This is a genomic window from Pseudomonas sp. Pseusp9 (assembly GCF_059491265.1).
Window position 1 is genome coordinate 4613771 of record NZ_CP168500.1, and the last position, 19174, is coordinate 4632944.

At 60.0% G+C, this 19174-nt stretch carries 22 protein-coding genes; 10 read left to right on the forward strand and 12 right to left on the reverse strand.

The window, feature by feature from the left end; translation table 11 throughout:
- Positions 1 to 165 precede the first annotated feature (165 nt).
- The 5 genes from speE to ACEN8E_RS20890 form a co-directional block, all read right to left on the reverse strand.
- Positions 166 to 1041, reverse strand: coding sequence for a polyamine aminopropyltransferase (speE, locus tag ACEN8E_RS20870; protein WP_429369308.1), 876 nt, complete (start codon positions 1039 to 1041; stop codon positions 166 to 168).
- Positions 1042 to 1267: 226 nt separating this feature from the next.
- Positions 1268 to 1459, reverse strand: coding sequence for a PLD nuclease N-terminal domain-containing protein (locus ACEN8E_RS20875; RefSeq protein WP_085716868.1), 192 nt, complete (start codon positions 1457 to 1459; stop codon positions 1268 to 1270).
- An 82-nt stretch (positions 1460 to 1541) separates the two neighbouring features.
- Positions 1542 to 2072 (reverse strand): hypothetical protein, encoded by a 531-nt coding sequence (locus ACEN8E_RS20880; RefSeq protein ID WP_495589684.1) that lies wholly within the window; start codon positions 2070 to 2072, stop codon positions 1542 to 1544.
- Between the two features lie 95 nt (positions 2073 to 2167).
- The gene (locus tag ACEN8E_RS20885) at positions 2168 to 2686 is read right to left on the reverse strand and encodes an ankyrin repeat domain-containing protein (protein ID WP_057399332.1); all 519 of its coding nucleotides are present in this window, start codon (positions 2684 to 2686) and stop codon (positions 2168 to 2170) included.
- A gap of 97 nt (positions 2687 to 2783) precedes the next feature.
- The gene (locus tag ACEN8E_RS20890) at positions 2784 to 4622 is read right to left on the reverse strand and encodes a long-chain-acyl-CoA synthetase (RefSeq protein ID WP_495589685.1); all 1839 of its coding nucleotides are present in this window, start codon (positions 4620 to 4622) and stop codon (positions 2784 to 2786) included.
- Between the two features lie 369 nt (positions 4623 to 4991).
- Between ACEN8E_RS20890 and ACEN8E_RS20895 the strand changes: the two genes are divergently transcribed.
- Positions 4992 to 5270 carry a DUF3509 domain-containing protein gene (locus ACEN8E_RS20895; protein ID WP_495589686.1) on the forward strand — a complete coding sequence of 93 codons (279 nt, stop codon included), beginning with the start codon at positions 4992 to 4994 and terminating at the stop codon, positions 5268 to 5270.
- Between the two features lie 134 nt (positions 5271 to 5404).
- Here ACEN8E_RS20895 and mtnC read toward each other — a convergent pair whose 3' ends face one another.
- Genes mtnC through aroC form a run of 5 tightly spaced genes read right to left on the reverse strand, consistent with a single transcriptional unit; the run spans position 5405 to position 9554 of the window.
- Entirely contained in the window at positions 5405 to 6088 is a 684-nt protein-coding gene (mtnC, locus tag ACEN8E_RS20900) for an acireductone synthase (protein WP_495589687.1), read from the reverse strand.
- Positions 6089 to 6092: 4 nt separating this feature from the next.
- Positions 6093 to 6638, reverse strand: a complete 546-nt coding sequence (locus ACEN8E_RS20905) for a 1,2-dihydroxy-3-keto-5-methylthiopentene dioxygenase (RefSeq protein ID WP_008017665.1) — start codon at positions 6636 to 6638, stop codon at positions 6093 to 6095.
- Positions 6639 to 6658: 20 nt separating this feature from the next.
- The gene (locus ACEN8E_RS20910) at positions 6659 to 7285 is read right to left on the reverse strand and encodes a methylthioribulose 1-phosphate dehydratase (RefSeq protein ID WP_495589688.1); all 627 of its coding nucleotides are present in this window, start codon (positions 7283 to 7285) and stop codon (positions 6659 to 6661) included.
- Positions 7282 to 8433: an MFS transporter gene (locus tag ACEN8E_RS20915; protein ID WP_495589689.1), complete on the reverse strand. Its 1152-nt coding sequence runs from the start codon at positions 8431 to 8433 to the stop codon at positions 7282 to 7284. The genes ACEN8E_RS20910 and ACEN8E_RS20915 overlap by 4 nt, the downstream gene beginning before the upstream one ends.
- Positions 8434 to 8462: 29 nt before the next feature.
- Positions 8463 to 9554 (reverse strand): chorismate synthase, encoded by a 1092-nt coding sequence (aroC, locus tag ACEN8E_RS20920; protein ID WP_085716874.1) that lies wholly within the window; start codon positions 9552 to 9554, stop codon positions 8463 to 8465.
- An 83-nt stretch (positions 9555 to 9637) separates the two neighbouring features.
- Between aroC and ACEN8E_RS20925 the strand changes: the two genes are divergently transcribed.
- On the forward strand, positions 9638 to 10636 hold the full coding sequence (locus ACEN8E_RS20925; protein WP_495589690.1) for an alpha/beta hydrolase: 999 nt from the start codon (positions 9638 to 9640) through the stop codon (positions 10634 to 10636).
- A 131-nt stretch (positions 10637 to 10767) separates the two neighbouring features.
- Complete coding sequence (locus ACEN8E_RS20930; protein WP_495589691.1) at positions 10768 to 11559, forward strand: hypothetical protein; 792 nt, start codon at positions 10768 to 10770, stop codon at positions 11557 to 11559.
- A 108-nt stretch (positions 11560 to 11667) separates the two neighbouring features.
- On the opposite strand, the gene prmB is transcribed toward ACEN8E_RS20930, so the two are convergent.
- Entirely contained in the window at positions 11668 to 12576 is a 909-nt protein-coding gene (gene prmB, locus ACEN8E_RS20935; protein WP_495589692.1) for a 50S ribosomal protein L3 N(5)-glutamine methyltransferase, read from the reverse strand.
- A gap of 239 nt (positions 12577 to 12815) precedes the next feature.
- Here prmB and ACEN8E_RS20940 point away from each other — a divergent pair, with 239 nt between their 5' ends.
- The 5 genes from ACEN8E_RS20940 to ACEN8E_RS20960 all read left to right on the forward strand — a co-directional run bounded on the left by ACEN8E_RS20940 (position 12816) and on the right by ACEN8E_RS20960 (position 15593).
- Positions 12816 to 13406: a cysteine hydrolase family protein gene (locus tag ACEN8E_RS20940; protein ID WP_495589693.1), complete on the forward strand. Its 591-nt coding sequence runs from the start codon at positions 12816 to 12818 to the stop codon at positions 13404 to 13406.
- Between the two features lie 131 nt (positions 13407 to 13537).
- Positions 13538 to 13858 (forward strand): hypothetical protein, encoded by a 321-nt coding sequence (locus ACEN8E_RS20945; protein WP_495589694.1) that lies wholly within the window; start codon positions 13538 to 13540, stop codon positions 13856 to 13858.
- A 78-nt stretch (positions 13859 to 13936) separates the two neighbouring features.
- Entirely contained in the window at positions 13937 to 14494 is a 558-nt protein-coding gene (locus ACEN8E_RS20950; RefSeq protein ID WP_495589695.1) for a Smr/MutS family protein, read from the forward strand.
- Between the two features lie 77 nt (positions 14495 to 14571).
- Positions 14572 to 15117 carry a GTP cyclohydrolase I FolE gene (gene folE, locus ACEN8E_RS20955; protein WP_060541549.1) on the forward strand — a complete coding sequence of 182 codons (546 nt, stop codon included), beginning with the start codon at positions 14572 to 14574 and terminating at the stop codon, positions 15115 to 15117.
- 104 nt (positions 15118 to 15221) lie between these two features.
- Positions 15222 to 15593, forward strand: coding sequence for a glutathione S-transferase N-terminal domain-containing protein (locus tag ACEN8E_RS20960; RefSeq protein ID WP_495589696.1), 372 nt, complete (start codon positions 15222 to 15224; stop codon positions 15591 to 15593).
- 194 nt (positions 15594 to 15787) lie between these two features.
- Here ACEN8E_RS20960 and ACEN8E_RS20965 read toward each other — a convergent pair whose 3' ends face one another.
- The gene (locus ACEN8E_RS20965) at positions 15788 to 16954 is read right to left on the reverse strand and encodes an aminotransferase-like domain-containing protein (RefSeq protein WP_495589697.1); all 1167 of its coding nucleotides are present in this window, start codon (positions 16952 to 16954) and stop codon (positions 15788 to 15790) included.
- Between the two features lie 82 nt (positions 16955 to 17036).
- Here ACEN8E_RS20965 and ACEN8E_RS20970 point away from each other — a divergent pair, with 82 nt between their 5' ends.
- Positions 17037 to 17480: a MarR family winged helix-turn-helix transcriptional regulator gene (locus ACEN8E_RS20970; RefSeq protein WP_495589698.1), complete on the forward strand. Its 444-nt coding sequence runs from the start codon at positions 17037 to 17039 to the stop codon at positions 17478 to 17480.
- A gap of 289 nt (positions 17481 to 17769) precedes the next feature.
- Positions 17770 to 19119, forward strand: coding sequence for an NCS2 family permease (locus ACEN8E_RS20975; protein WP_495589699.1), 1350 nt, complete (start codon positions 17770 to 17772; stop codon positions 19117 to 19119).
- The last annotated feature ends 55 nt before the right edge of the window (positions 19120 to 19174 follow it).

The following is a 19174-nucleotide window of genomic DNA, read 5'->3' on the forward strand; positions in this document are numbered from 1 at the left end:
GTGCCTCCTCGATAAAACCCATTGATGGGTTCACCTCTATCTCGACCTTGTTAGCTGGCTGATGTTCCGCCGGAGCCAACACATCGACGCATGTGAAAATATCTCCCGACACCCGCGCGCAAACCCTGTGGGAGCAGGCTCCCACAGGGTTTGCGTTTCAGCCAATCAGTCGTTGCTTGGCTTGTTCACTGCCTGCAACACGTATTGCGGCAAAGCGAAGGCACCGATGTGGATTTCTGGATTGTAGTAGCGGGTGATGATGCCGCTGCCCGTGAAGCGCTGTTGCAGGGTTTCGCGGGACAACTTGCGATAAGCGGTATTGGTGGCGCCCCAGGCGAAGGTCATCGAGCCACCGATATAGGTCGGCACGGCGGCCTGGTAGAAGTGCCAGTCCGGGAACAGGCTGCGCAGGCGACCGGCGGTGGTCTTCACTTCTTCGATCTGCATGAACGGCGTGCCGTTCTGGGTCACCAGAATGCCGCCTTCGTTCAGGCAGCGGTGGCAGGCCTGGTAGAAGTTTTCCGAGAACAGCACTTCTCCTGGTCCGATCGGGTCGGTGGAGTCGGAAATGATCACGTCGAACTTTTCGGTGGTGGTGGCAACGAAGCGCATGCCGTCGTCGATCACCAGGTTCAGGCGTGGATCATCGAATGCACCCTTGGAGTGGTTCGGCAGGAATTCCTTGCACATGTCGACCACGGTGCCGTCGATCTCGACCATGGTGATGTGTTCGACACTGCGGTGCTTGGCCACTTCACGCAACATGCCGCCGTCACCACCGCCGATGATCAGCACGCGCCTGGCCGTGCCATGGGCGAGGATCGGTACGTGGGTCAGCATTTCGTGATAAATGAATTCGTCGGCTTCGGTGGTCTGGATCACACCGTCCAGCGCCATCACCCGGCCCATGCGCGGGTTCTCGAAGATCACCAGGTGCTGGTGTTCGGTGCGCACTTCGTGCAGCAGTTTTTCCATGCGAAAACGCTGGCCGTAGCCTTCGTAGAGGGTTTCCAGGTAGTCGCTGGTCGGGGTGTTGCTCATGGGAAGTGCTCCGATGAATGCGGGTGGCAACGGACGGCTACCCGCCCATGATGGCCAATCGATCGTCTCGATTGACCGGGAAAGGCGCGCATTCTACGTCGCCGAACATGACAGGTCGAATATGGGAGCCGGCTTGCTCGCGAAAGCGGTCTGTCAGTCACATATATACTGGATGTGATGCCGCCTTCGCGGGCAAGCCCGCTCCCACAGGTTCGGTGTCGCCTGCTCAGAATTTGACATTGCCCCGCGGCCCGGCGATGGCCCAGATGATCAGTCCCAGCACCGGCAACAGTGCGATCAACAGCACCCAGAGGATTTTCATCCCGGTCTCGGCGCTACTTTTGAATACGTTGATGATGGCCCAGATGTCCAGGACAAAAATGATCAAGGCAACCAGACTGTTGAACGTGGAACCCATGGTGACGCTCCTGAAGAGTGATTTGCCCTCTCAGGATAGACGGTCGTCGCGAGGGCTCCGTTTTATTGACAGTGTTTAGCTATCAGACGTGGATCGCCACTTTCAGGGCTTCCAGTGATGGTGCGGCTGCAATACCGACTTCTGCGCACAATTCCAGCACGCGTGGCACGTCATTGCCGTAGACCAGCACCACCTGCAACTCGTCATCGAGCAACTGGCTGAAGTTCATCAGCGTGTAGCCACCGTTTTCCTTGTTCAGGCTGCTCATCTGCACCTGGATACGGTTGAGCGCGGTCAGGGCTTCGGTCTTGGCCAGTTGCTTGGGCTTGAGATTGAAATCCACACCCGGGCCGAACGAAGCGACGACCTGGGCGAACAGGTCCATGTAGGTGTCAGCCTGGAACAGCACCGTTTCCGGCAGGCTGCCGACCACCACCCACTCACCCAGCGGGATCGGGAAACTGTCGTCGTAGTTGATGTCCGGATTGGCGGTCAGAAACGCCTGTGGATCGGCGTAGGCCTGTGCCGCTTCGTCCGCGATCTTGAGGATTTCGTCTTCGCCCATGCACCCGGAGCTGATTTTGCTGATGAGTTCGACGAGTGCGGCTTTCATGGGGGCGGATCCTGTAGCGAGGGGAATGTTGAGGGCGCGAAGGATAGCGCAATTGTGGACCTGTAGTGAGCGTCCCCTCGCCACAAGGCTCGGCATTAGCCCAGCAGTTTTTCCAGGTGCGCTACGGCATCGGAAGCGCCCATGGTCTTGGCCGCTTCCAGCGCGGTGATGCCATTGGCGTCCTTGGCTTTCGGGTCGGCGCCCTTGCTGATCAGGTAATCGACCACTTCGACGCGGTTGAACATCGCCGCCATCATCAGCGCCGTGCGGCCATCGAAGGACGAACCTTCAACCTGCGCGCCGCCGTCGACCAAGGCCTTGATCACCGCCAGATCGCCCTTGAAGGCGGCGCCGGCAATCGGGCTCTGGCCGTTGTCGTTGCGGATCTCCGGGTCGGCCTTGTGCTCGAGCAGGACTTTTACCGTGTCCACATGACCGTGGTACGCGGCCAGCATCAGCAAGGTGTCGCCCTTGTGGTTACGCAGGTTCGGCGGCAATCCCTTGGTCAGCAGCGCGGCCATCATCGCCGCATCGCCCTCCCGTGCCTTGTTGAATACCTGTTCGGCAAATTCAGCGGCTTCTTCGGGGGTCATCTGGCGGCTTTTGTCTGACATTGGGCACTCCCTTTTCTGTCATTCGTAAAAGCCGACAGTTTCCCGAGCCACCCCGGCACTGTCACTTGTTTTTTCTCATGGGCCGCCATAGCCAGATTCAATAGCGGTACTTGCCGCCTTGAATGTCAGACCACAATTGCTCCGTGACCTGCACATACGTCTGGGTCCCCGGCAGCCAGGCATAGATCGGATCATCCCCGGTTTTACCCGGGTCGAAGGCCTCGTCCTTGAGTCGGGTCTTCTGATACTTGAAAGTCCCGGTGGTTTCCATTTTCACTTTCACCCGCAGGAACAACGGCACCGCATAAGCCGGCATTTGCTCTCGGGCGAAGGCCAGCAGTTCGCTGAAGTCCAGGGTTGCCAGGGATTCGGCGGGGGTAATCGCCGCCATCCCGGCCCGGCCATTGGTGTTGCGGATTTCCACGCCATAGGCCACGGCTTCGGAAATACTCGGGTGTTTCAGGAGGATGTTTTCGACCTCCGTGGTCGACACGTTTTCCCCCTTCCAGCGGTAGGTATCACCCAGGCGGTCGACGAACTGTGCATGACCAAAACCGATATTGCGCAACAGATCGCCGGTGTTGTAGTAGCGGTCGCCCTGCTCGAATACATCATGGAGCACGACCTTGGCGGTTTTCTGCGGATCGGTGTAGCCGTCCAGCGGCGCCTTGTCGTAGATCTTTGCCAGCAACAGCCCCCGCTCGCCCTTGGCGACCTTGCGCATCAGGCCGTTGGCCCCGCGAATCGGCGCGCCGCTGTCGTGGTCGTACGCCACCAGCTCCCAGGACATCAGGGAAAAACCGATGGTGTTGTCGAAATTCAGGATGTTGGTGAACCCGATATTGCCGTCGCTGGCGGCGTACAGCTCACAGATGTGATTTACCGCAAAGCGCGTCTTGAAGGCGTTCCAGGCGCCGGGACGCAGGCCGTTGCCGATCATCTTCCTCACCTCGTGCCGACTGTCGTCGACACTGGCCGGTTGATCGACCAGGTAGCGGCACAGTTCGCCGACATAACCGATGGTGGTCGCCCGGTACTTGCGCACGTCGTTCCAGAACTGGCTGGCGCTGAATTTGCGGCGGATGGCGAACCCGCTGGCACCACTGACGGCTGAACCCCAGCACACGCAAAGTCCCGTGGCGTGGTACAGCGGCAAGGTGCAATAGACGACATCGTCCGGGTGCATGTCCAGGGCGATCATGCCGAAACTCGCCGAGCTGCGCATCCAGCGGCCATGCTTGAACACACCGGCCTTGGGCAGCCCCGTGGTGCCCGAGGTGTAGATATAAAAGCAGGGATCGTCGAAGAAAATCTGCTGGCTGCTGGCCGGGTTGTCGTTGGCGTCATCGAGACTGACGGTCATCAGGTTGATGAAACCTTCAGGCGCGATGCCCGGTTGGCGAGAGGTGTCCTGATCGGCGACGAACCAGGTTCGCGCAGCCTGGATCGACACCCGGTCACGAACCGCCAGGTACGCCGGGACCAACTCCTCACCGACAATGATCGCCACCGGAGACACCAGATTCACACTGTGCACCAGGGTGTCGCGGGTCTGCGAGGTATTGAGCAGCGCACTGACCGCGCCGACCTTGGCCACCGCCAGAATCGTCACCAGCAGTTCCGGGCGGTTCTCGATGAAGACCGCCACCACATCCCCCTTGCCGATGCCTTGGCCGATCAGGTGATGGGCGATGCGGTTGGCCCATTGGTTGACCTCGGAGTAACCGAGCGTCACGTCGCCTTGCAGCAGCGCCGGGCCATCCGGGTTGCGCAACGTGGCTTGCTCGAAACACCAGCCCAAACCACACGCCTGGGTCGGGTCCTTGACGTTGGCGACCTTCATGCCCTTCACCACCCGGGGGATGGCTTTGGCAATGGAAGGCAGCTTGCGGAGCATCATGCCCCAGGTAATCGTGTCGTTCGACGTACGGCTCATGAATGCTCCCGTTCGATGTTTTTTTATTGTCGGGCGGCGATGACTGAGCCCGAAAATACGTCAACGGTTCTTGAGCTGTACACGCGGTTTTTGAAATGTTTTGTATCTACGATCTTGATCCACGATCTTGATCCGCGACGCGCTGCGCGAAGGTGATCCCGTGCACGCCCATTGGTTCCATCGAGTCGCCGACATGCCTGCAAAATGCAGGATGCACGATGGCCATTCATGCAGATTGCACGAAAGCAAAAATCATCAAAAAACGTAACTTATTGATTTTTATCAATATTATTCAGCTGAAATGACTGGCACAAAGGCTGCAACTGTCTCCCCATGCTTGCCATTCAAGTCATCACGGAGCTGAACGACATGAGCCTTATCCAGGAAAAGTTTTCATCCCTGTTCTCCCACTTCGCAGTCACTGCCCAGGACCGCCCTGACGGCGGGATCCTGCTGACCTTGTGCAGCGATGACGGCAGAGAATTCAAGCGCTCGATCTCTTACCAGCAATTGCACAATGGCGACCAATTGATGTGGGTCATCAGTGCGATTCGCCGCGACCTCGCCGAACAGGCCAGTGAGCTGCCGCAGATTTCCCTGCTGCAAAGCCAGCAACGGTTTGCCCTGCCGACTTATCATTCGCTGTAAGAGATGTGGAAAACAACTGTGGGAGCGAGCCTGCTCGCGAAGACGGTGCGTCATTCAACGTTGATGTTGACTGACATGCACTCTTCGCGAGCAGGCTCGCTCCCACAGGTTATACGGCGATTTCCGAGCGGTGTTTAGAAGGCTGAAGGATTTATCCGCGCAAAGCTGTCCACGGTGACATGCCCCGCCAGCTCCCCGCCCTCACGGGCCAGGCCGCAAGTGGCCATACCCGCCGCACGCGCGGCGTCGAGCTCTTCGACGATGTCCGACAAAAACAGAATGTGCTCCGCTTCGACCTGGATCGCCCGGGTGATGTTGGCGTAGGACTGCGCCTCGCGCTTTGGCCCTGACGTCGTATCGAAGTAGCCGCTGAACAGCGGCGTCAAATCCCCCGCCTCCGAGCAGCCGAAGATCAACTTCTGCGCCTGGATCGAGCCCGAGGAATAAACGAACAGTCGATAGCCGCTCTGATGCCATTGCTTGAGCGCTTCGACGGCGTCGGGGTAAACGTGGCCTTTCAATTGTCCGGCCTGATAGCCCTGCTCCCAGACCATCCCCTGCAACGCTTTCAACGGCGTGGCCTTGCGGTCTTCGGCAATCCAGCCCAACAGGATCGCAATAACCCGCTCGACGTCAGCGTTCGGTTCGTTGCTGTCGCGGCGCACGGCAGCCAGTTGTGCTGCCACGTCGGCGCGCTCGGCGTGCTGGCGGACAAACGCCGGCAGGTGTTTGGCGGCATAAGGGAACAGCACGTCGAACACAAAACTCACCGCGCTGGTGGTGCCTTCGATGTCGGTGAGAATCGCTTTGATCGGCATCGACTCAGTCCTCCAGACGCGGGAATTGGCTGGCGATGTCTTCGCCGGTGAAATTGGCCACCCAGCCTTCCGGGTTGTTGAACAGTCGGATCGCGACGAAGTGCGGATGTTCGCCCATGTCGAACCAGTGTTTGGTACCGGCCGGCACCGAGATCAGGTCGTTTTTCTCGCACAGGACCGCGTAGACGTAATCGTCGATGTGCAGGGTAAACAAGCCACGGCCGGCAACGAAAAATCGTACTTCGTCTTCGCCGTGGCGATGTTCGTCGAGGAACTTGGCGCGCAGTTCGGCTTTTTGCGGGTGATCGCTGTTGAGGCTGATCACGTCGACGGTAACGTAACCGCGTTCGGTCATCAGCTTGTCGATCTGCTCCTGGTAGGCAGCAATCACTTCTTCCTGGGTGGCGCCCGGCTGTATCTTCGCCGCTGCTTGCCAGCGGTCGAAACGTACGCCCTGCTCGGCCAGGGTCGAGGCGATGTCTTCGAAATGGGTCAGCACCTTGTTGGGAATTTCAGGGCTGGAGACGTGATAAACGGACAGGCTGCTCATCGTGGCAACTCCTTAACGGTTCATGCGTTACGGTTAAAGAGCGAGCGCGTCTTCAGCTCGCACTCGAACAAAAATTCAAAGGCCTCGATCTGCCGCAGGGCATCGCTCATGCGCGCGCCCCAGGTGTACAGGCCATGACCGCGGATCAGGTAGCCGACGCAATCGGGATGGGTGTCGAGCCAAGGCTGCACCTTGGCGGCCAGGCGCGCAATGTCCTGGTCGTTGTCGAAAATCGGCACGCGCACCCGGGATTCGTGGGTCGTCACGCCGCTGAAGGCTTTCTGCAGTTCGTAGTCTTCGAACTCGATGAAGTCCTGCGGCGTCAGGCGCGACAGCACGGTGGCATTCACCGAGTGGGTGTGCAGCACGGCACCGATCTCCGGGCGCCAGCTGTAGAGCTGGGTGTGCAACAGGGTTTCGGCGGACGGTTTCTTGCCCGGTTCCAGACTGTTGCCGGCAAGGTCAGTGGCGAGCACATCGTCCATGCCGAGTTGCCCCTTGTGCTTGCCGGACACGGTCAGCAAGGCTTCGGTCGGCGACAGGCGCGTCGAGTAATTGCTGCTGGTGGCCGGCGACCAGCCGCGGCCATACAGAAAACGCCCGGCGTCGATGATTTCCTGGGCGAGGTGTTCACGGGTAAGGCTCATGGCCTGTCCTCTTGCATACATGTGGCAATGATAACGGCAGCCGCGACGGCTGCGAGACTGGCAATACTAAAGGTCCATGCCGCGCCGAGGGCGTTCCAGCTGTAGCCGGAATACAACGCGCCCAGTGCACCGCCGGTGCCGGCCAGTGCGGCGTACAGCGCCTGGCCCTGGCCTTGCTGGCGCGCACCGAAGCTACGTTGCACGAAGGAAATGGCAGCGGCGTGAAAGCTGCCGAATGTCGCCGCGTGCAGCACCTGGGCGAACAGCAGCACCCAGAGAAATTCCGCCAGCGAACCGAGCAACAGCCAACGCAACGCCGCCAGCAGAAAACTGGCCATCAGCACCCGGCGCAGCGAGACGCGCGCGAGGATCCGGCTCATGGCCAGAAACATCAGCACCTCAGCCACCACCCCGACCGCCCAGAGCATGCCGATCACGCCACGGTTGTAACCCAATCGCTCAAGGTGCAGGGTCAAAAAGGTGTAATACGGCCCGTGGCTCATCTGCATCAGCGCCACGCAGGCGTAAAACGCCAGCACGCCGGGGCTGCGCAGCTGCTTGAGGAACCCTTCCCCCGCCACCCGGTTGCCCGGCGCCGGTTGGGCATTGGGCACCCACAGGCTGCTGAGCACGATGCCGGCCATGATCAGCACCAGTGCCGCCGGGTAGATGTCCAGGCTGAGCCATTCGAACAGCCGGCCCAGCGCGACCACGGTGATGATGAAACCGATCGAGCCCCACAGGCGAATCTGGCTGTAGCGCGAGGTCTGCCCCTGCAAATGCGCGAGGGTGATGACTTCGAACTGTGGCAACACCGCGTGCCAGAAGAACGCATGCAAGGCCATGACCATCGCCAGCCAGGCGTAGGTCTTGCTGACGAAAATCAGCGAAAAGGTCAGCAGCGTGCACACCGCGCCGAAGCGCACGATGGCCAGCCGCCGGCCGGTGTAGTCGCCCAGCCAGCCCCAGATGTTCGGCGCCACGCAGCGCATCAGCATCGGGATCGCCACCAGCTCGCCAATGCGCGCGGCACTGAATCCGAGGTGATCGAAGTACAGCGCCAGAAACGGCGCTGTCGAACCGAGCAAGGCGAAATAGAACAGATAGAAACTGGAGAGCCGCCAGTACGGGAGCGCCGCAGTCGCCATCAGACGGCTGCGGCTGTGAAGTCAGCCATTCAGAGCTGACCCAGCACCGGCGTGCTCACACGCACATCGGCGTTCTGCCCACGGTGACGCAACAGGTGATCCATCAGCACGATGGCCATCATCGCCTCGGCGATCGGCGTGGCGCGGATGCCGACGCACGGATCGTGACGCCCCTTGGTGATCACTTCCACCGGGTTGCCATGGATATCGATGGAACGGCCCGGCGTGGTGATGCTCGACGTCGGCTTCAGCGCCAGGTGCGCAACGATCGGCTGACCGGAGGAAATACCACCGAGAATGCCGCCCGCGTTGTTGCTGAGGAAACCTTGCGGGGTCATTTCATCGCGATGCTCGGTGCCGCGCTGGGCGACGCTGGCGAAACCGGCGCCGATCTCCACGCCCTTGACCGCGTTGATGCTCATCAGCGCATGGGCCAGTTCGGCATCGAGGCGGTCGAAAATCGGCTCGCCCAGGCCCGGCATCACGCCTTCGGCGACCACGGTGATTTTCGCACCGACCGAATCCTGGTCGCGGCGCAACTGGTCCATGTAGGCTTCCAGTTCCGGCACTTTGTCCGGATCCGGGCTGAAGAAGGCGTTCTGCTCGACCGATTCCCAGGTCTTGAACGGGATTTCAATCGGCCCGAGCTGGCTCATGTAGCCGCGAATGACGATGCCCTGGCTCGCCAGGTATTTTTTTGCAATCGCCCCCGCCGCCACGCGCATCGCCGTTTCACGGGCCGAGCTGCGACCGCCGCCGCGGTAGTCGCGCTCGCCGTACTTGTGGTGGTAGGTGTAATCGGCGTGGGCCGGGCGGAACAGATCCTTGATCGCCGAGTAGTCCTTGGACTTCTGGTCGGTGTTGCGGATCAACAGGCCGATGGCGCAACCGGTGGTGCGGCCTTCGAACACGCCAGAGAGGATTTCGACTTCGTCGGCCTCCTGACGCTGGGTGGTGTGGCGGCTGGTGCCGGGCTTGCGACGGTCGAGGTCACGCTGCAGATCCTCCAGGGATATCTCCAGGCCCGGCGGGCAGCCATCGACAATGGCGACCAACGCCGGACCATGGCTTTCGCCCGCGGTGGTGACAGTGAACAGCTTGCCGTAGGTATTGCCGGACATGCAGGACGCTCCGTGAAATGAACCTGAATACGTAATGCGCGCCAGTATACGCAGGCTACCCAAGTAGTTCATCCTCGAACCTTATGGGTGCCTGTGAGTCCAACCGGCATCTTCTTGATGATGGCGCGATGATGCTGCGAGTTTTAGCCTTGAGCCTTACCCTGATTTCCGGCTTCGCCCAGGCGACCGTCCTGCAACGCCCTATTACCCTGGATACCGGCACCGGCGAGCTTTTCGGCTCGCTGTTGCTGCCAAAATCCGATAACCCGGTACCGGTTGTCCTGATCATTTCCGGCTCTGGCCCTACGGATCGTGACGGCAACAACACCGACGGCGGGCGCAATGACAGCCTCAAGCGCCTGGCCTGGGTACTGGCCAAGCACAACATCGCCAGTGTGCGCTACGACAAACGCGGTGTGGCCGCGAGCCTGGCGGCCACGCCGGACGAACGCAACCTGACGGTGGATGCCTATGTCGCCGACGCCCAAGCCTGGGGCCACAAGCTCAAGACCGATCCGCGTTTCGGCAAGCTGATTGTGCTGGGTCACAGCGAGGGTGCCTTGATCGCCAGCCTCGCAGCGCCCGGCATTGATGCCGACGCGGTGATTTCTGTCTCGGGCAGCGCAAGGCCGGTCGATCAGGTCATCCGCCAGCAACTGGGCAATCGCCTGCCACCGCCGCTGATGCTGCGCAGCAATGAGTTGCTCGACAGCCTCAAGGCCGGGAAACCCGACGACAACGTGCCGCCACCGTTGCAGGCCATTTTCCGTCCGAGCGTACAGCCGTACCTGATTTCCCTGTTCCGCCAGGACCCGGCCGCAGCGTTTGCCAAACTGAAGATGCCGGCGCTGATCATCCAGGGCAGCAACGACATCCAGGTCGGCGTCAATGACGCAAGGCTGCTCAAGGCCGCCAAACCGGATGCCGAACTGGCGCTGATCGAGGGCATGAACCACGTCATGCGCATCGTACCCAACGACGTCAAACGCCAACTGGCCTCCTATAAAGATCCGCAATTGCCGCTGGCGGCGGAACTGGGCTCGCGGATCCTCGGGTTTATTGACGGACTTCGCACCAGTTAAGCGCTGTAGGGGGCGTTCTCAACCAGTTTTCACACCCCCCAGCCCTCCAGTCTTGAAGAAAACGGCCGATAAGCCTTTGTCGCCGCCACATTGGCTGGCGACAAGCTGAGCTTGGACAGGATCTCGCCGTTATGACTGACACCCAGACTTCACCCGACACCACCGCTGAACAAGACGCACCGCCAGCGGTCGAGCTGCCCTGGGCGGACGTCCACGTCGAGCACCACAGGATGCTCCGTCTGGCGCCGTTGCAGACTGACCGCAACACCGGCGGGCGGCCATTGCGCTTTGTCGAGTTCGGCTATGCCGAGCGCAGCGACAAGGAGCGCAGCCTGATGCGCATGAACATCACCCTGCCCGGCCAGCGCGTGCGCAAGGAGCAGAATCATCTGGACGTGTGGGTCAACCATGCCGACAAACGCGTGCATTTCGGCCCGGAAAGCGGCTTGCAGGTTGAACCGCTGAACCGTGGCATCGGCCGATTCCTGGCGGCCCAGGGCATCAACTGGGCGAAGAAACGCTGGCCGACCTACACCGTCGACGGCTTTGACCTGAACAACAAGGATGCGCTGAACGAAGACACCCGCCTGCGCCGCGATCATTTTTTGCGTGTGCACGGTTTCGACGTGGTGTATGCCGATGCCCAGCATTTGAAAGGCAGCGTCAAGCCGGTCCAGATCGGCGACCTTACTGGCGACTGGAACAGCGAAAAACTGCAGGTCGTGGAAATTCTCGAGGCGGCGCAGATGCTCCAGCAAGCCGAGCAGAACCTGGCCGAGCAGGAAGTCAAACTCAAGAAACACGAAGAGAAAGTCAGCAAATACAAACGCGAAGACGCCGGGCTGCGTTTCACCATTACTTGCCTGGTGGCGTTTGCGGTGTTTCAGGCGGGGTTGCTGATCTGGATTGCCACGCATCGGTAATGGCTTGAGAACGAGTCGCCGCCATTCGCGAGCAGGCTCGCTCCCACAGGTTTTGTGAACGCCACAAATCCTCTGTGGGAGCGAGCCTGCTCGCGAAGTTTTTGACAGTCAGACGCGAGAAGCGAACACTGCCTGATGCTCCCGGCACTGCTGCGCGCTCAGCATGAACACACCATGGCCGCCACGCTCGAACTCCAGCCAGGCAAAGTCGACTTCCGGGTACAACGCCTCGACGTGCACCTGGCTGTTGCCCACTTCGACAATCAGCAGGCCCTTCTCGGTCAGATGATCCGCCGCTTCGGCAAGCATGCGCCGCACCAGGTTCAAACCGTCGTCACCGCAGGCCAGGCCCAGTTCCGGTTCGTGCTGGTATTCGTCCGGCATGTCAGCGAAATCTTCGGCATCGACGTAAGGCGGGTTCGACACGATCAAATCGAAACGTTGCCCCGGCAAGCCCTCGAAACCGTCGCCCTGCACCGTGTACACGCGCTCATCGACACCGTGGCGCTCGATGTTCTGGTTAGCCACTTCCAGCGCTTCGAACGACAGGTCTGCCAACACCACCTCGGCATGCTGGAACTCGTAGGCGCAGGCGATGCCGATGCAACCGGAACCGGTGCACAGGTCGAGAATCCGCGCCGGTTCGGCAGCCAGCCACGGCGTAAAACGGTTTTCGATCAGTTCGCCAATGGGTGAACGCGGGATCAGCACGCGCTCATCGACGATGAACGACATGCCGCAGAACCAGGCCTCGCCCAGCAGATACGCCGTCGGAACCCGCTCTTCGATACGGCGCTTGAGCAAGTTCTGCAAGTGGACCAGTTCGTCGTCTTCCAGATTGCAGTCGAGGTAACTGTCGGCGATTTCCCACGGCAGATGCAGCGCGCCCAGCACCAACTGCCGAGCTTCGTCCCAGGCATTGTCGGTGCCATGGCCGAAAAACAGATCCTCCCCATGGAAGCGGCTGACAGCCCAACGGATATGGTCACGCAGGGTGCGAAGGCGGGAAGTGATCACGACGGCAAACTCCAGAAAAATCGACGGGCGATTCTACCAGTCAAACGGCGCCACGACGACGCGGGAAAACTACCGGTTCAAATGTAGGAGTTATCCGTTTTTTCGCCAGGCTATTGAACAAAATGCGACTATTGACAAGGCTACAGGCCAGCAACGACGGCACCTACGATCGTAGCGATTCACAGAACCGCTCAGCCAGAGGACAATGTCGCAAAAGCCCCACTCCAAGGAGCCCCAGAATGTCCGTTCCAAAAACGATGTTTCAACTCAGCGGCCGCGGTTATCCGGCAGCCAAACTGAGTCAAGCGACCCTTATCATCATCGATGCCCAGAAAGAGTATTTGAGCGGGCCGTTGGCCCTCAGCGGCATGGATGAGGCCGTCGCGAACATCAAGCAGTTACTCGCCGCAGCCCGTGCCGCTGGTCGGCCGATCGTGCATGTGCGCCACCTCGGAACGCTCGGTGGAATGTTCAACCCGCAAGGCGTCGGTGGCGAGTTCATTCCGGGCCTGGAGCCACAGAGTGACGAAACCGTCATTGGCAAATTGCTGCCAAGCGCGTTTCACGGCACCGAACTGGCCAAACGCCTGGAAGACCTCGGCGCCCTCGACCTGATCGTCTGTGGCTTCATGAGCCACTCCAGTGTCAGCACCACGGTGCGCGCAGCGAAGAACCTGGGTTTCCGATGCACACTTATTGAAGATGCCTGCGCCACACGCGACTTGCCCTACAAGGGCGGAGTCCTGAGCGCCGCGCACGTTCACCAGACCGAAATGGCGATCATGGGCGACAACTTCGCCACCCTCGCACTGACCTGTGAACTGATCTGATCGACGCTCAATGAGCGGCCTGGTACGCCGCTCATCCGCAAAAACCTCTCGTTTGCCATAATTGTCTTAGCCTCAGGAACATCCCGGTCAACTCCCGGTCGAAGGGCCGATACCCATTGAGGAAGGTCGGAATGAAGTTATCCGATGGTTTTGACGCTCGCCGCTTGCGGCCCAAAGGCCAAAGAAACTGGCGTTTTCGAATCGGCGCGACGTTTGCGGCATTGCTGGCGATGTGCGGCGTGTTGCTCGCCATGGCCGGTACCGCCAGCCTGCTTGGCCACGCACCTGCCCTGGGTGAATTGAACACAAGCCGCACCGGGGCTGCCGTGATCCTGGTCATCGGCCTGTTCGTGCTGTACCTCGGGGTCTGGCTGTGGCGTCGTTGCCGTCGGCGCTCGCGCCAGTCGCAAGAACTGGCCATGTCCCCGCACCTGATGAAAAAACACGACTGAGCCAAGCGTCGCGCGCGTTTTTGTCGCGCCCGATTCGCTTCGAGTTGGGTAAACTGGCCGCCCTTCGCGGAGGCTGACATGCAAGACGACGATTTTTCCCTGTTCAAAAGCGCGATCCAAGGCGTCAAGCCGATCAAGCACGATCGCGCCGAAACCGGCAAACCCAAGGCTGACCGCACGCAGATCGCCAAGCTGCGTCAAGCGGCCACTGTGCGCACCGAATCCACCACCGTCGACGGGCTGTCCGATCAGTTCGTCATCGACGTCGGCCCTGAAGACGATCTGATGTGGGCACGTGATGGTGTGCAGGAGAGCCAGATGCGCAAGCTCAAGACCGGACAGATTCCGTTCGAAGGCAGCCTCGACCTGCACGGCATGAACGTGGAAAAGGCCCGGGAAACCCTCTGGGCGTTCCTGGCCGAGGCAACCCGCTTCGAAATCCGCTGCGTGCGCGTCACCCATGGCAAGGCGGTACGCCTGGACGGCAAGCGCCCGATGATCAAGAGCCACGTCAACACCTGGCTGCGCCAGCATCCACAGGTGCTCGGCTTCACCTCCTGCCAGGCGAAACACGGCGGTGCCGGAGCGGTTTACGTCATGCTCAAACGCACCATGATGGAAGGTCGCGACGAGTAAAGCTGATGCGCCACGCTTGCAGCGTCGTGTCCGCCACCGTACCCTTGCCCTTTGCGTAAAATCCCACAGGTAGTTTCATGTCCCTGGAACAGAATTACACCGCGATCCTTGGCCAACTGGGCGAGGACGTCTCCCGCGAGGGCCTGCTCGACACGCCCAAGCGTGCCGCCAAAGCCATGCAGTACCTCTGCCGCGGCTATGAACAGACACTCGAAGAGGTCACCAACGGTGCCCTGTTCAGCTCCGACAACAGCGAAATGGTGCTGGTCAAGGACATCGAGTTGTACTCGTTGTGCGAACACCACCTGCTGCCGTTCATCGGCAAGGCTCACGTCGCCTACATCCCGAGCGGCAAGGTCCTGGGCCTGTCGAAGGTGGCGCGCATCGTCGACATGTACGCCCGCCGCCTGCAGATCCAGGAAAACCTCAGCCGTCAGATCGCTGAAGCGGTCCAGCAAGTCACCGGCGCCCTGGGCGTTGCCGTGGTGATCGAGGCCAAGCACATGTGCATGATGATGCGCGGCGTGGAAAAGCAGAATTCGTCGATGATCACCTCGGTGATGCTCGGTGAGTTCCGCGAGAATGCAGCCACCCGCAGCGAATTCCTCAGTCTCATCAAGTAATTCGCGGCACGAAGAAAACCGGCGTTCATCGCCGGTTTTTTTTCGCCCGCAAAAAATCAGGTAAGCTGCGCGCCCTTATTCATTTGCACCGTGAGGCTTTCAACGTGTTCGTAAAAGCGCTTCGTGTCGGCCTTGGCCAACTGATCATCTTCATCGACTTCATCACGCGCCCGAGCAAGAAAAAGCGCCCTGCTGCCGCTCAGGCCCAGGTCGAATCCGCCGCCAAGGGCCTGACCCTGTATCAATTCCACGCCTGCCCGTTCTGCGTGAAGACCCGCCGCACCCTGCACCGCCTGAATGTGCCGGTGGCCCTTCGCGATGCGAAGAACAACGAGCAGGATCGCCAGACCTTGCTGGAGCAAGGCGGCAAGATCAAGGTGCCGTGCCTGCGTATCGAAGAGAATGGCCAGACCACGTGGATGTATGAGTCCAAGGTGATCATTGATTATCTGGACAAGCGTTTCGCTGCAGTTTGATGTTGCTGTGGTGGGGCTGATGGCCCTATCGCGAGCAGGCTCGCTCCCACAATAGAACGTTGTTGTGAACAAGATCTGTGCTCAAAACAGCCCCAAAGTGGGAGCGAGCCTGCTCGCGAAGAGGCCCGCCTGGGCACCATAAGTTTCAAAAACAAACCGGCCCTCAAGCCGGTTTGTTTGTTTCTACCCTCCCGTCAGGCTGCTTTTGCGGCCTGGGCGGTGCGCACCACCGCCGCCAATCGCTTGAGCCCCTCATCCTGCCGCGCCGGATCGATATGGCTGAAATTCAACCGCAGATACCCCGGATGGTTATCCGGCTCGGGGAAGAACGGTTCGCCCGGCATGAACGCCACGTCATTGGCCAACGCGGTGTCGAGCAAGGTGCGGGTGTCCTGCGGTTGCTTGAGTTTCAGCCAGAAAAACAGCCCACCCTGCGGCACGTTCCAGTCCGCCAGATCGGAGAAATGCGTGATCAGTGCCGCCTGAAACGCATCCCGACGCCCACGGTAAAAGTCACGCAACTCACTGCGGTGCTGCCGATACCTTTCGCTGCCGATCCATTGCAGTGCCTGCCACTGACCTACCCGATTGGTGTGCAGGTCCGCCGATTGCTTGAGTTTCAACAGATGGGGAAACAGGTCAGGGCTGGCGATCAGAAAGCCGACGCGCAAACCCGGCAGCAGGGTTTTCGACACGGTGCCGGTGTAGATCCAGCTGGCTTTTTTCAAGCGACTGACAATCGGCGTGGCACTGCCGCCGTCGAAGGTCAGTTCGCGGTAAGGCTCGTCTTCGATCAGCGTCACGCCGAATTCATCCAGCAACGCCGCTACCGCATCGCGACTTGATTCGCTGTAACGCACGGCCGATGGATTCTGGAAGGTCGGGATCAGGTAGATGAAGGCCGGGCGGTGGTGTTCCAGGCGAGTACGAAGCTCCACAAGGTTCGGCCCGTCGGCTTCCAGCGGCACGGTCAGGCAATCGGCGCCGAACAGTTGGAAGATTTGCAACGCAGCCAGATAAGTCGGCGCTTCGAGCAGGATCTTGGTGCCCTTGTCGATGTACAGCTTGGCGGCAAGGTCCAGGGTCTGCTGTGAGCCACTGACCACCAGCACCTGACTGGCCTCGCACGGCACACCCAGCGCTCGCGCTTCGTCGGCCAACGCTTCGCGCAGCGCCGGCTCCCCTTCGCTCATGCCGTATTGGCCGATGGACAGCGGCATCCCGGCCCATTCGACCTTCGGCAACATGGCCTCGGCTGGCAGGCCACCGGCAAACGACATCATCTGCGGGCGCTGGGCAGCGGCGAGGATTTCACGGATCAAAGAACTTTTAAGGCGCGAGACACGTTCGGAAAAAGCCATGGGGATCACCGGTAGCGAGGCACGAATAAAATGAGTCAAACTTATTGACCAAAATTACGCTTCGTCGAACGGATACGTCAATATGCTTGACCTTAAAAAACCGCTTTCCCAGCAACAGGCCATGGAAGCGTTTTTCTTCGGCTACCAGGCCTTCACCGCCAAAGCCGATGAAATGCTCGAACGTCGCGGCCTGAGTCGGGTGCACCAACGCATCGTGTTTTTCATCGCCCGCTATCCGAACCTGAGCGTCAAGGAGCTGCTGGCATTGCTCGGGGTGAGCAAGCAGGCGTTGAACATGCCGTTGCGTCAGTTGGTGGAAATGCATCTGGTGGACAGCGTCGCTTCCGAGTCGGACAAGCGTAAGCGACTGCTGGAGCTGACCGAGGACGGCGCTCGTTTCGAACAGTCGTTGCGCCATGAGCAGGTGAAATTGCTGGAGCGGGTGTTCGCCGAGGCTGGGGAGACGGCGGTGAATGGCTGGTTGGCGGTGAACCTGGCACTAGGCGAGAACCAACAAAAAATCTGATACCTCAAAACCTTCGCGAGCAGGCTCGCTCCCACAGGGTAATGCGCTCAACTGTGGGAGCGAGCCTGCTCGCGAAAGCGTCTTTCCAGGCGATATATCCCTAAAGCCAAATATTTCGTCTACAAAATCAAAAACATTATTTGCTTTCTTTGTATACAAAAGCATAATCCACTTCGTGCGAGTTCCTGACCAATAGGTCAACAAATTCGCAAGTACCTCAAAGGGTCGCTGCCACCCTCATGGGTCCGGCCCTGGAAATAACAATAAAACTCTTGAGGAGTACCTCGCTGTGGAAAGCCGCAAATCCGAAGCATCGACGCTGGATCTCTCGCCGCCTTTACGCAATGGCTGGCTGGAGCGCATCTTTAAACTCAGCTTGCATGGCACCACGGTGAAGACCGAGCTGATTGCCGGTCTGACAACCTTCATCACTATGGCTTACATCATTTTCGTCAACCCCAACATCATGGCCGACGCCGGGATCGATCATGGTGCCGCGTTCGTCGCCACCTGCATCGCCGCCGCACTCGGTTGCCTGTTGATGGGCCTGTACGCCAACTGGCCGGTCGGCCTGGCACCGGGCATGGGGCTGAACGCCTTCTTCACCTACACCGTGGTCGGCACCATGGGCTACAACTGGGAAACCGCCCTCGGTGCGGTGTTCGTTTCCGGTGTGTTGTTCATGATCCTGACGTTCTCGCGGATCCGCGAATGGTTGCTCAACAGCATCCCGGTCAGCCTGCGCTTCGCCATGGGCGCCGGCGTGGGGCTGTTCCTGGGGCTGATCGGCCTGAAAACCGCGGGTATCGTCGTCGATAGCCCGGCCACCCTGATCAAGCTCGGCTCCCTGCGCGAACCCGGCCCGCTGCTCGCCGCCGTATGCTTCCTGATGATCGCCATCCTCAGCTATCACAAGGTGTTCGGCGCGATCCTCATCAGCATCATCACCGTGACCCTCGCCGGTTGGGGCCTTGGGCTGGTGCACTACGAGGGCATCATGTCGGCCCCGCCGAGCCTGGCTCCGACCTTTATGGCCATGAACGTCGCCGGCGTGTTCAACGTCAGCATGATCAGCGTGGTCCTGGCGTTCCTTTTCGTGCACATGTTCGACACCGCCGGCACCTTGATGGGGGTTGCCCAGCGCGCCAACCTGGTAGGCGCTGATGGCCGGATCGAAAACCTTTCCCGCGCCATGAAAGCCGACAGTGCTTCCAGCGTATTCGGCGCAGTGGTGGGTGTTCCGCCAGTGACAAGCTACGTGGAAAGTGCTGCCGGTGTGGCCGCTGGTGGTCGGACTGGTCTTACCGCAGTCACCGTCGGTGTGCTATTTATTGCGGCAATGTTTTTCGCACCACTGGCCGGCATGATTCCTGCCTATGCCACCGCTGGCGCACTGATTTATGTGGCAATGCTGATGATGGGCGGCATGGCCCACATCGAATGGGACGAAGCGACCGACAGCATTCCGGCGATCGTCACCGCAATCATGATGCCCCTGACCTTCTCGGTCGCCGACGGTATCGCGCTGGGCTTCATCACCTATGTGGCGCTGAAGGCCGGCACCGGCAAGTACAAGGAAATCTCGGTCAGCCTGTGGGTGCTCTGCGCGATCTTCATCGCCAAGTTCATCTTCTTGTAAATCACAGGCTGTACAGGCTTGAAAACAGCCTCACCCCGTCGGGTGGGGCTTTTGT

Coding starts and splice junctions, on each gene's coding strand:
- ACEN8E_RS20915 (WP_495589689.1), bottom strand. CDS start 8,433: ATGGCGACTGCGGCGCTCCCGTACTGGCGGCTCTCCAGTTTCTATCTG.
- ACEN8E_RS20970 (WP_495589698.1), top strand. CDS start 17,037: ATGCTTGACCTTAAAAAACCGCTTTCCCAGCAACAGGCCATGGAAGCG.
- ACEN8E_RS20905 (WP_008017665.1), bottom strand. CDS start 6,638: ATGAGCAGCCTGTCCGTTTATCACGTCTCCAGCCCTGAAATTCCCAAC.
- folE (WP_060541549.1), top strand. CDS start 14,572: ATGTCCCTGGAACAGAATTACACCGCGATCCTTGGCCAACTGGGCGAG.
- aroC (WP_085716874.1), bottom strand. CDS start 9,554: ATGTCCGGCAATACCTACGGCAAGCTGTTCACTGTCACCACCGCGGGC.
- ACEN8E_RS20940 (WP_495589693.1), top strand. CDS start 12,816: ATGTCCGTTCCAAAAACGATGTTTCAACTCAGCGGCCGCGGTTATCCG.
- ACEN8E_RS20880 (WP_495589684.1), bottom strand. CDS start 2,072: ATGAAAGCCGCACTCGTCGAACTCATCAGCAAAATCAGCTCCGGGTGC.
- ACEN8E_RS20965 (WP_495589697.1), bottom strand. CDS start 16,954: ATGGCTTTTTCCGAACGTGTCTCGCGCCTTAAAAGTTCTTTGATCCGT.
- ACEN8E_RS20925 (WP_495589690.1), top strand. CDS start 9,638: ATGGGTGCCTGTGAGTCCAACCGGCATCTTCTTGATGATGGCGCGATG.
- ACEN8E_RS20895 (WP_495589686.1), top strand. CDS start 4,992: ATGAGCCTTATCCAGGAAAAGTTTTCATCCCTGTTCTCCCACTTCGCA.
- ACEN8E_RS20910 (WP_495589688.1), bottom strand. CDS start 7,285: ATGAGCCTTACCCGTGAACACCTCGCCCAGGAAATCATCGACGCCGGG.
- ACEN8E_RS20930 (WP_495589691.1), top strand. CDS start 10,768: ATGACTGACACCCAGACTTCACCCGACACCACCGCTGAACAAGACGCA.
- speE (WP_429369308.1), bottom strand. CDS start 1,041: ATGAGCAACACCCCGACCAGCGACTACCTGGAAACCCTCTACGAAGGC.
- ACEN8E_RS20885 (WP_057399332.1), bottom strand. CDS start 2,686: ATGTCAGACAAAAGCCGCCAGATGACCCCCGAAGAAGCCGCTGAATTT.
- ACEN8E_RS20945 (WP_495589694.1), top strand. CDS start 13,538: ATGAAGTTATCCGATGGTTTTGACGCTCGCCGCTTGCGGCCCAAAGGC.
- ACEN8E_RS20875 (WP_085716868.1), bottom strand. CDS start 1,459: ATGGGTTCCACGTTCAACAGTCTGGTTGCCTTGATCATTTTTGTCCTG.
- ACEN8E_RS20950 (WP_495589695.1), top strand. CDS start 13,937: ATGCAAGACGACGATTTTTCCCTGTTCAAAAGCGCGATCCAAGGCGTC.
- mtnC (WP_495589687.1), bottom strand. CDS start 6,088: ATGCCGATCAAAGCGATTCTCACCGACATCGAAGGCACCACCAGCGCG.
- ACEN8E_RS20890 (WP_495589685.1), bottom strand. CDS start 4,622: ATGAGCCGTACGTCGAACGACACGATTACCTGGGGCATGATGCTCCGC.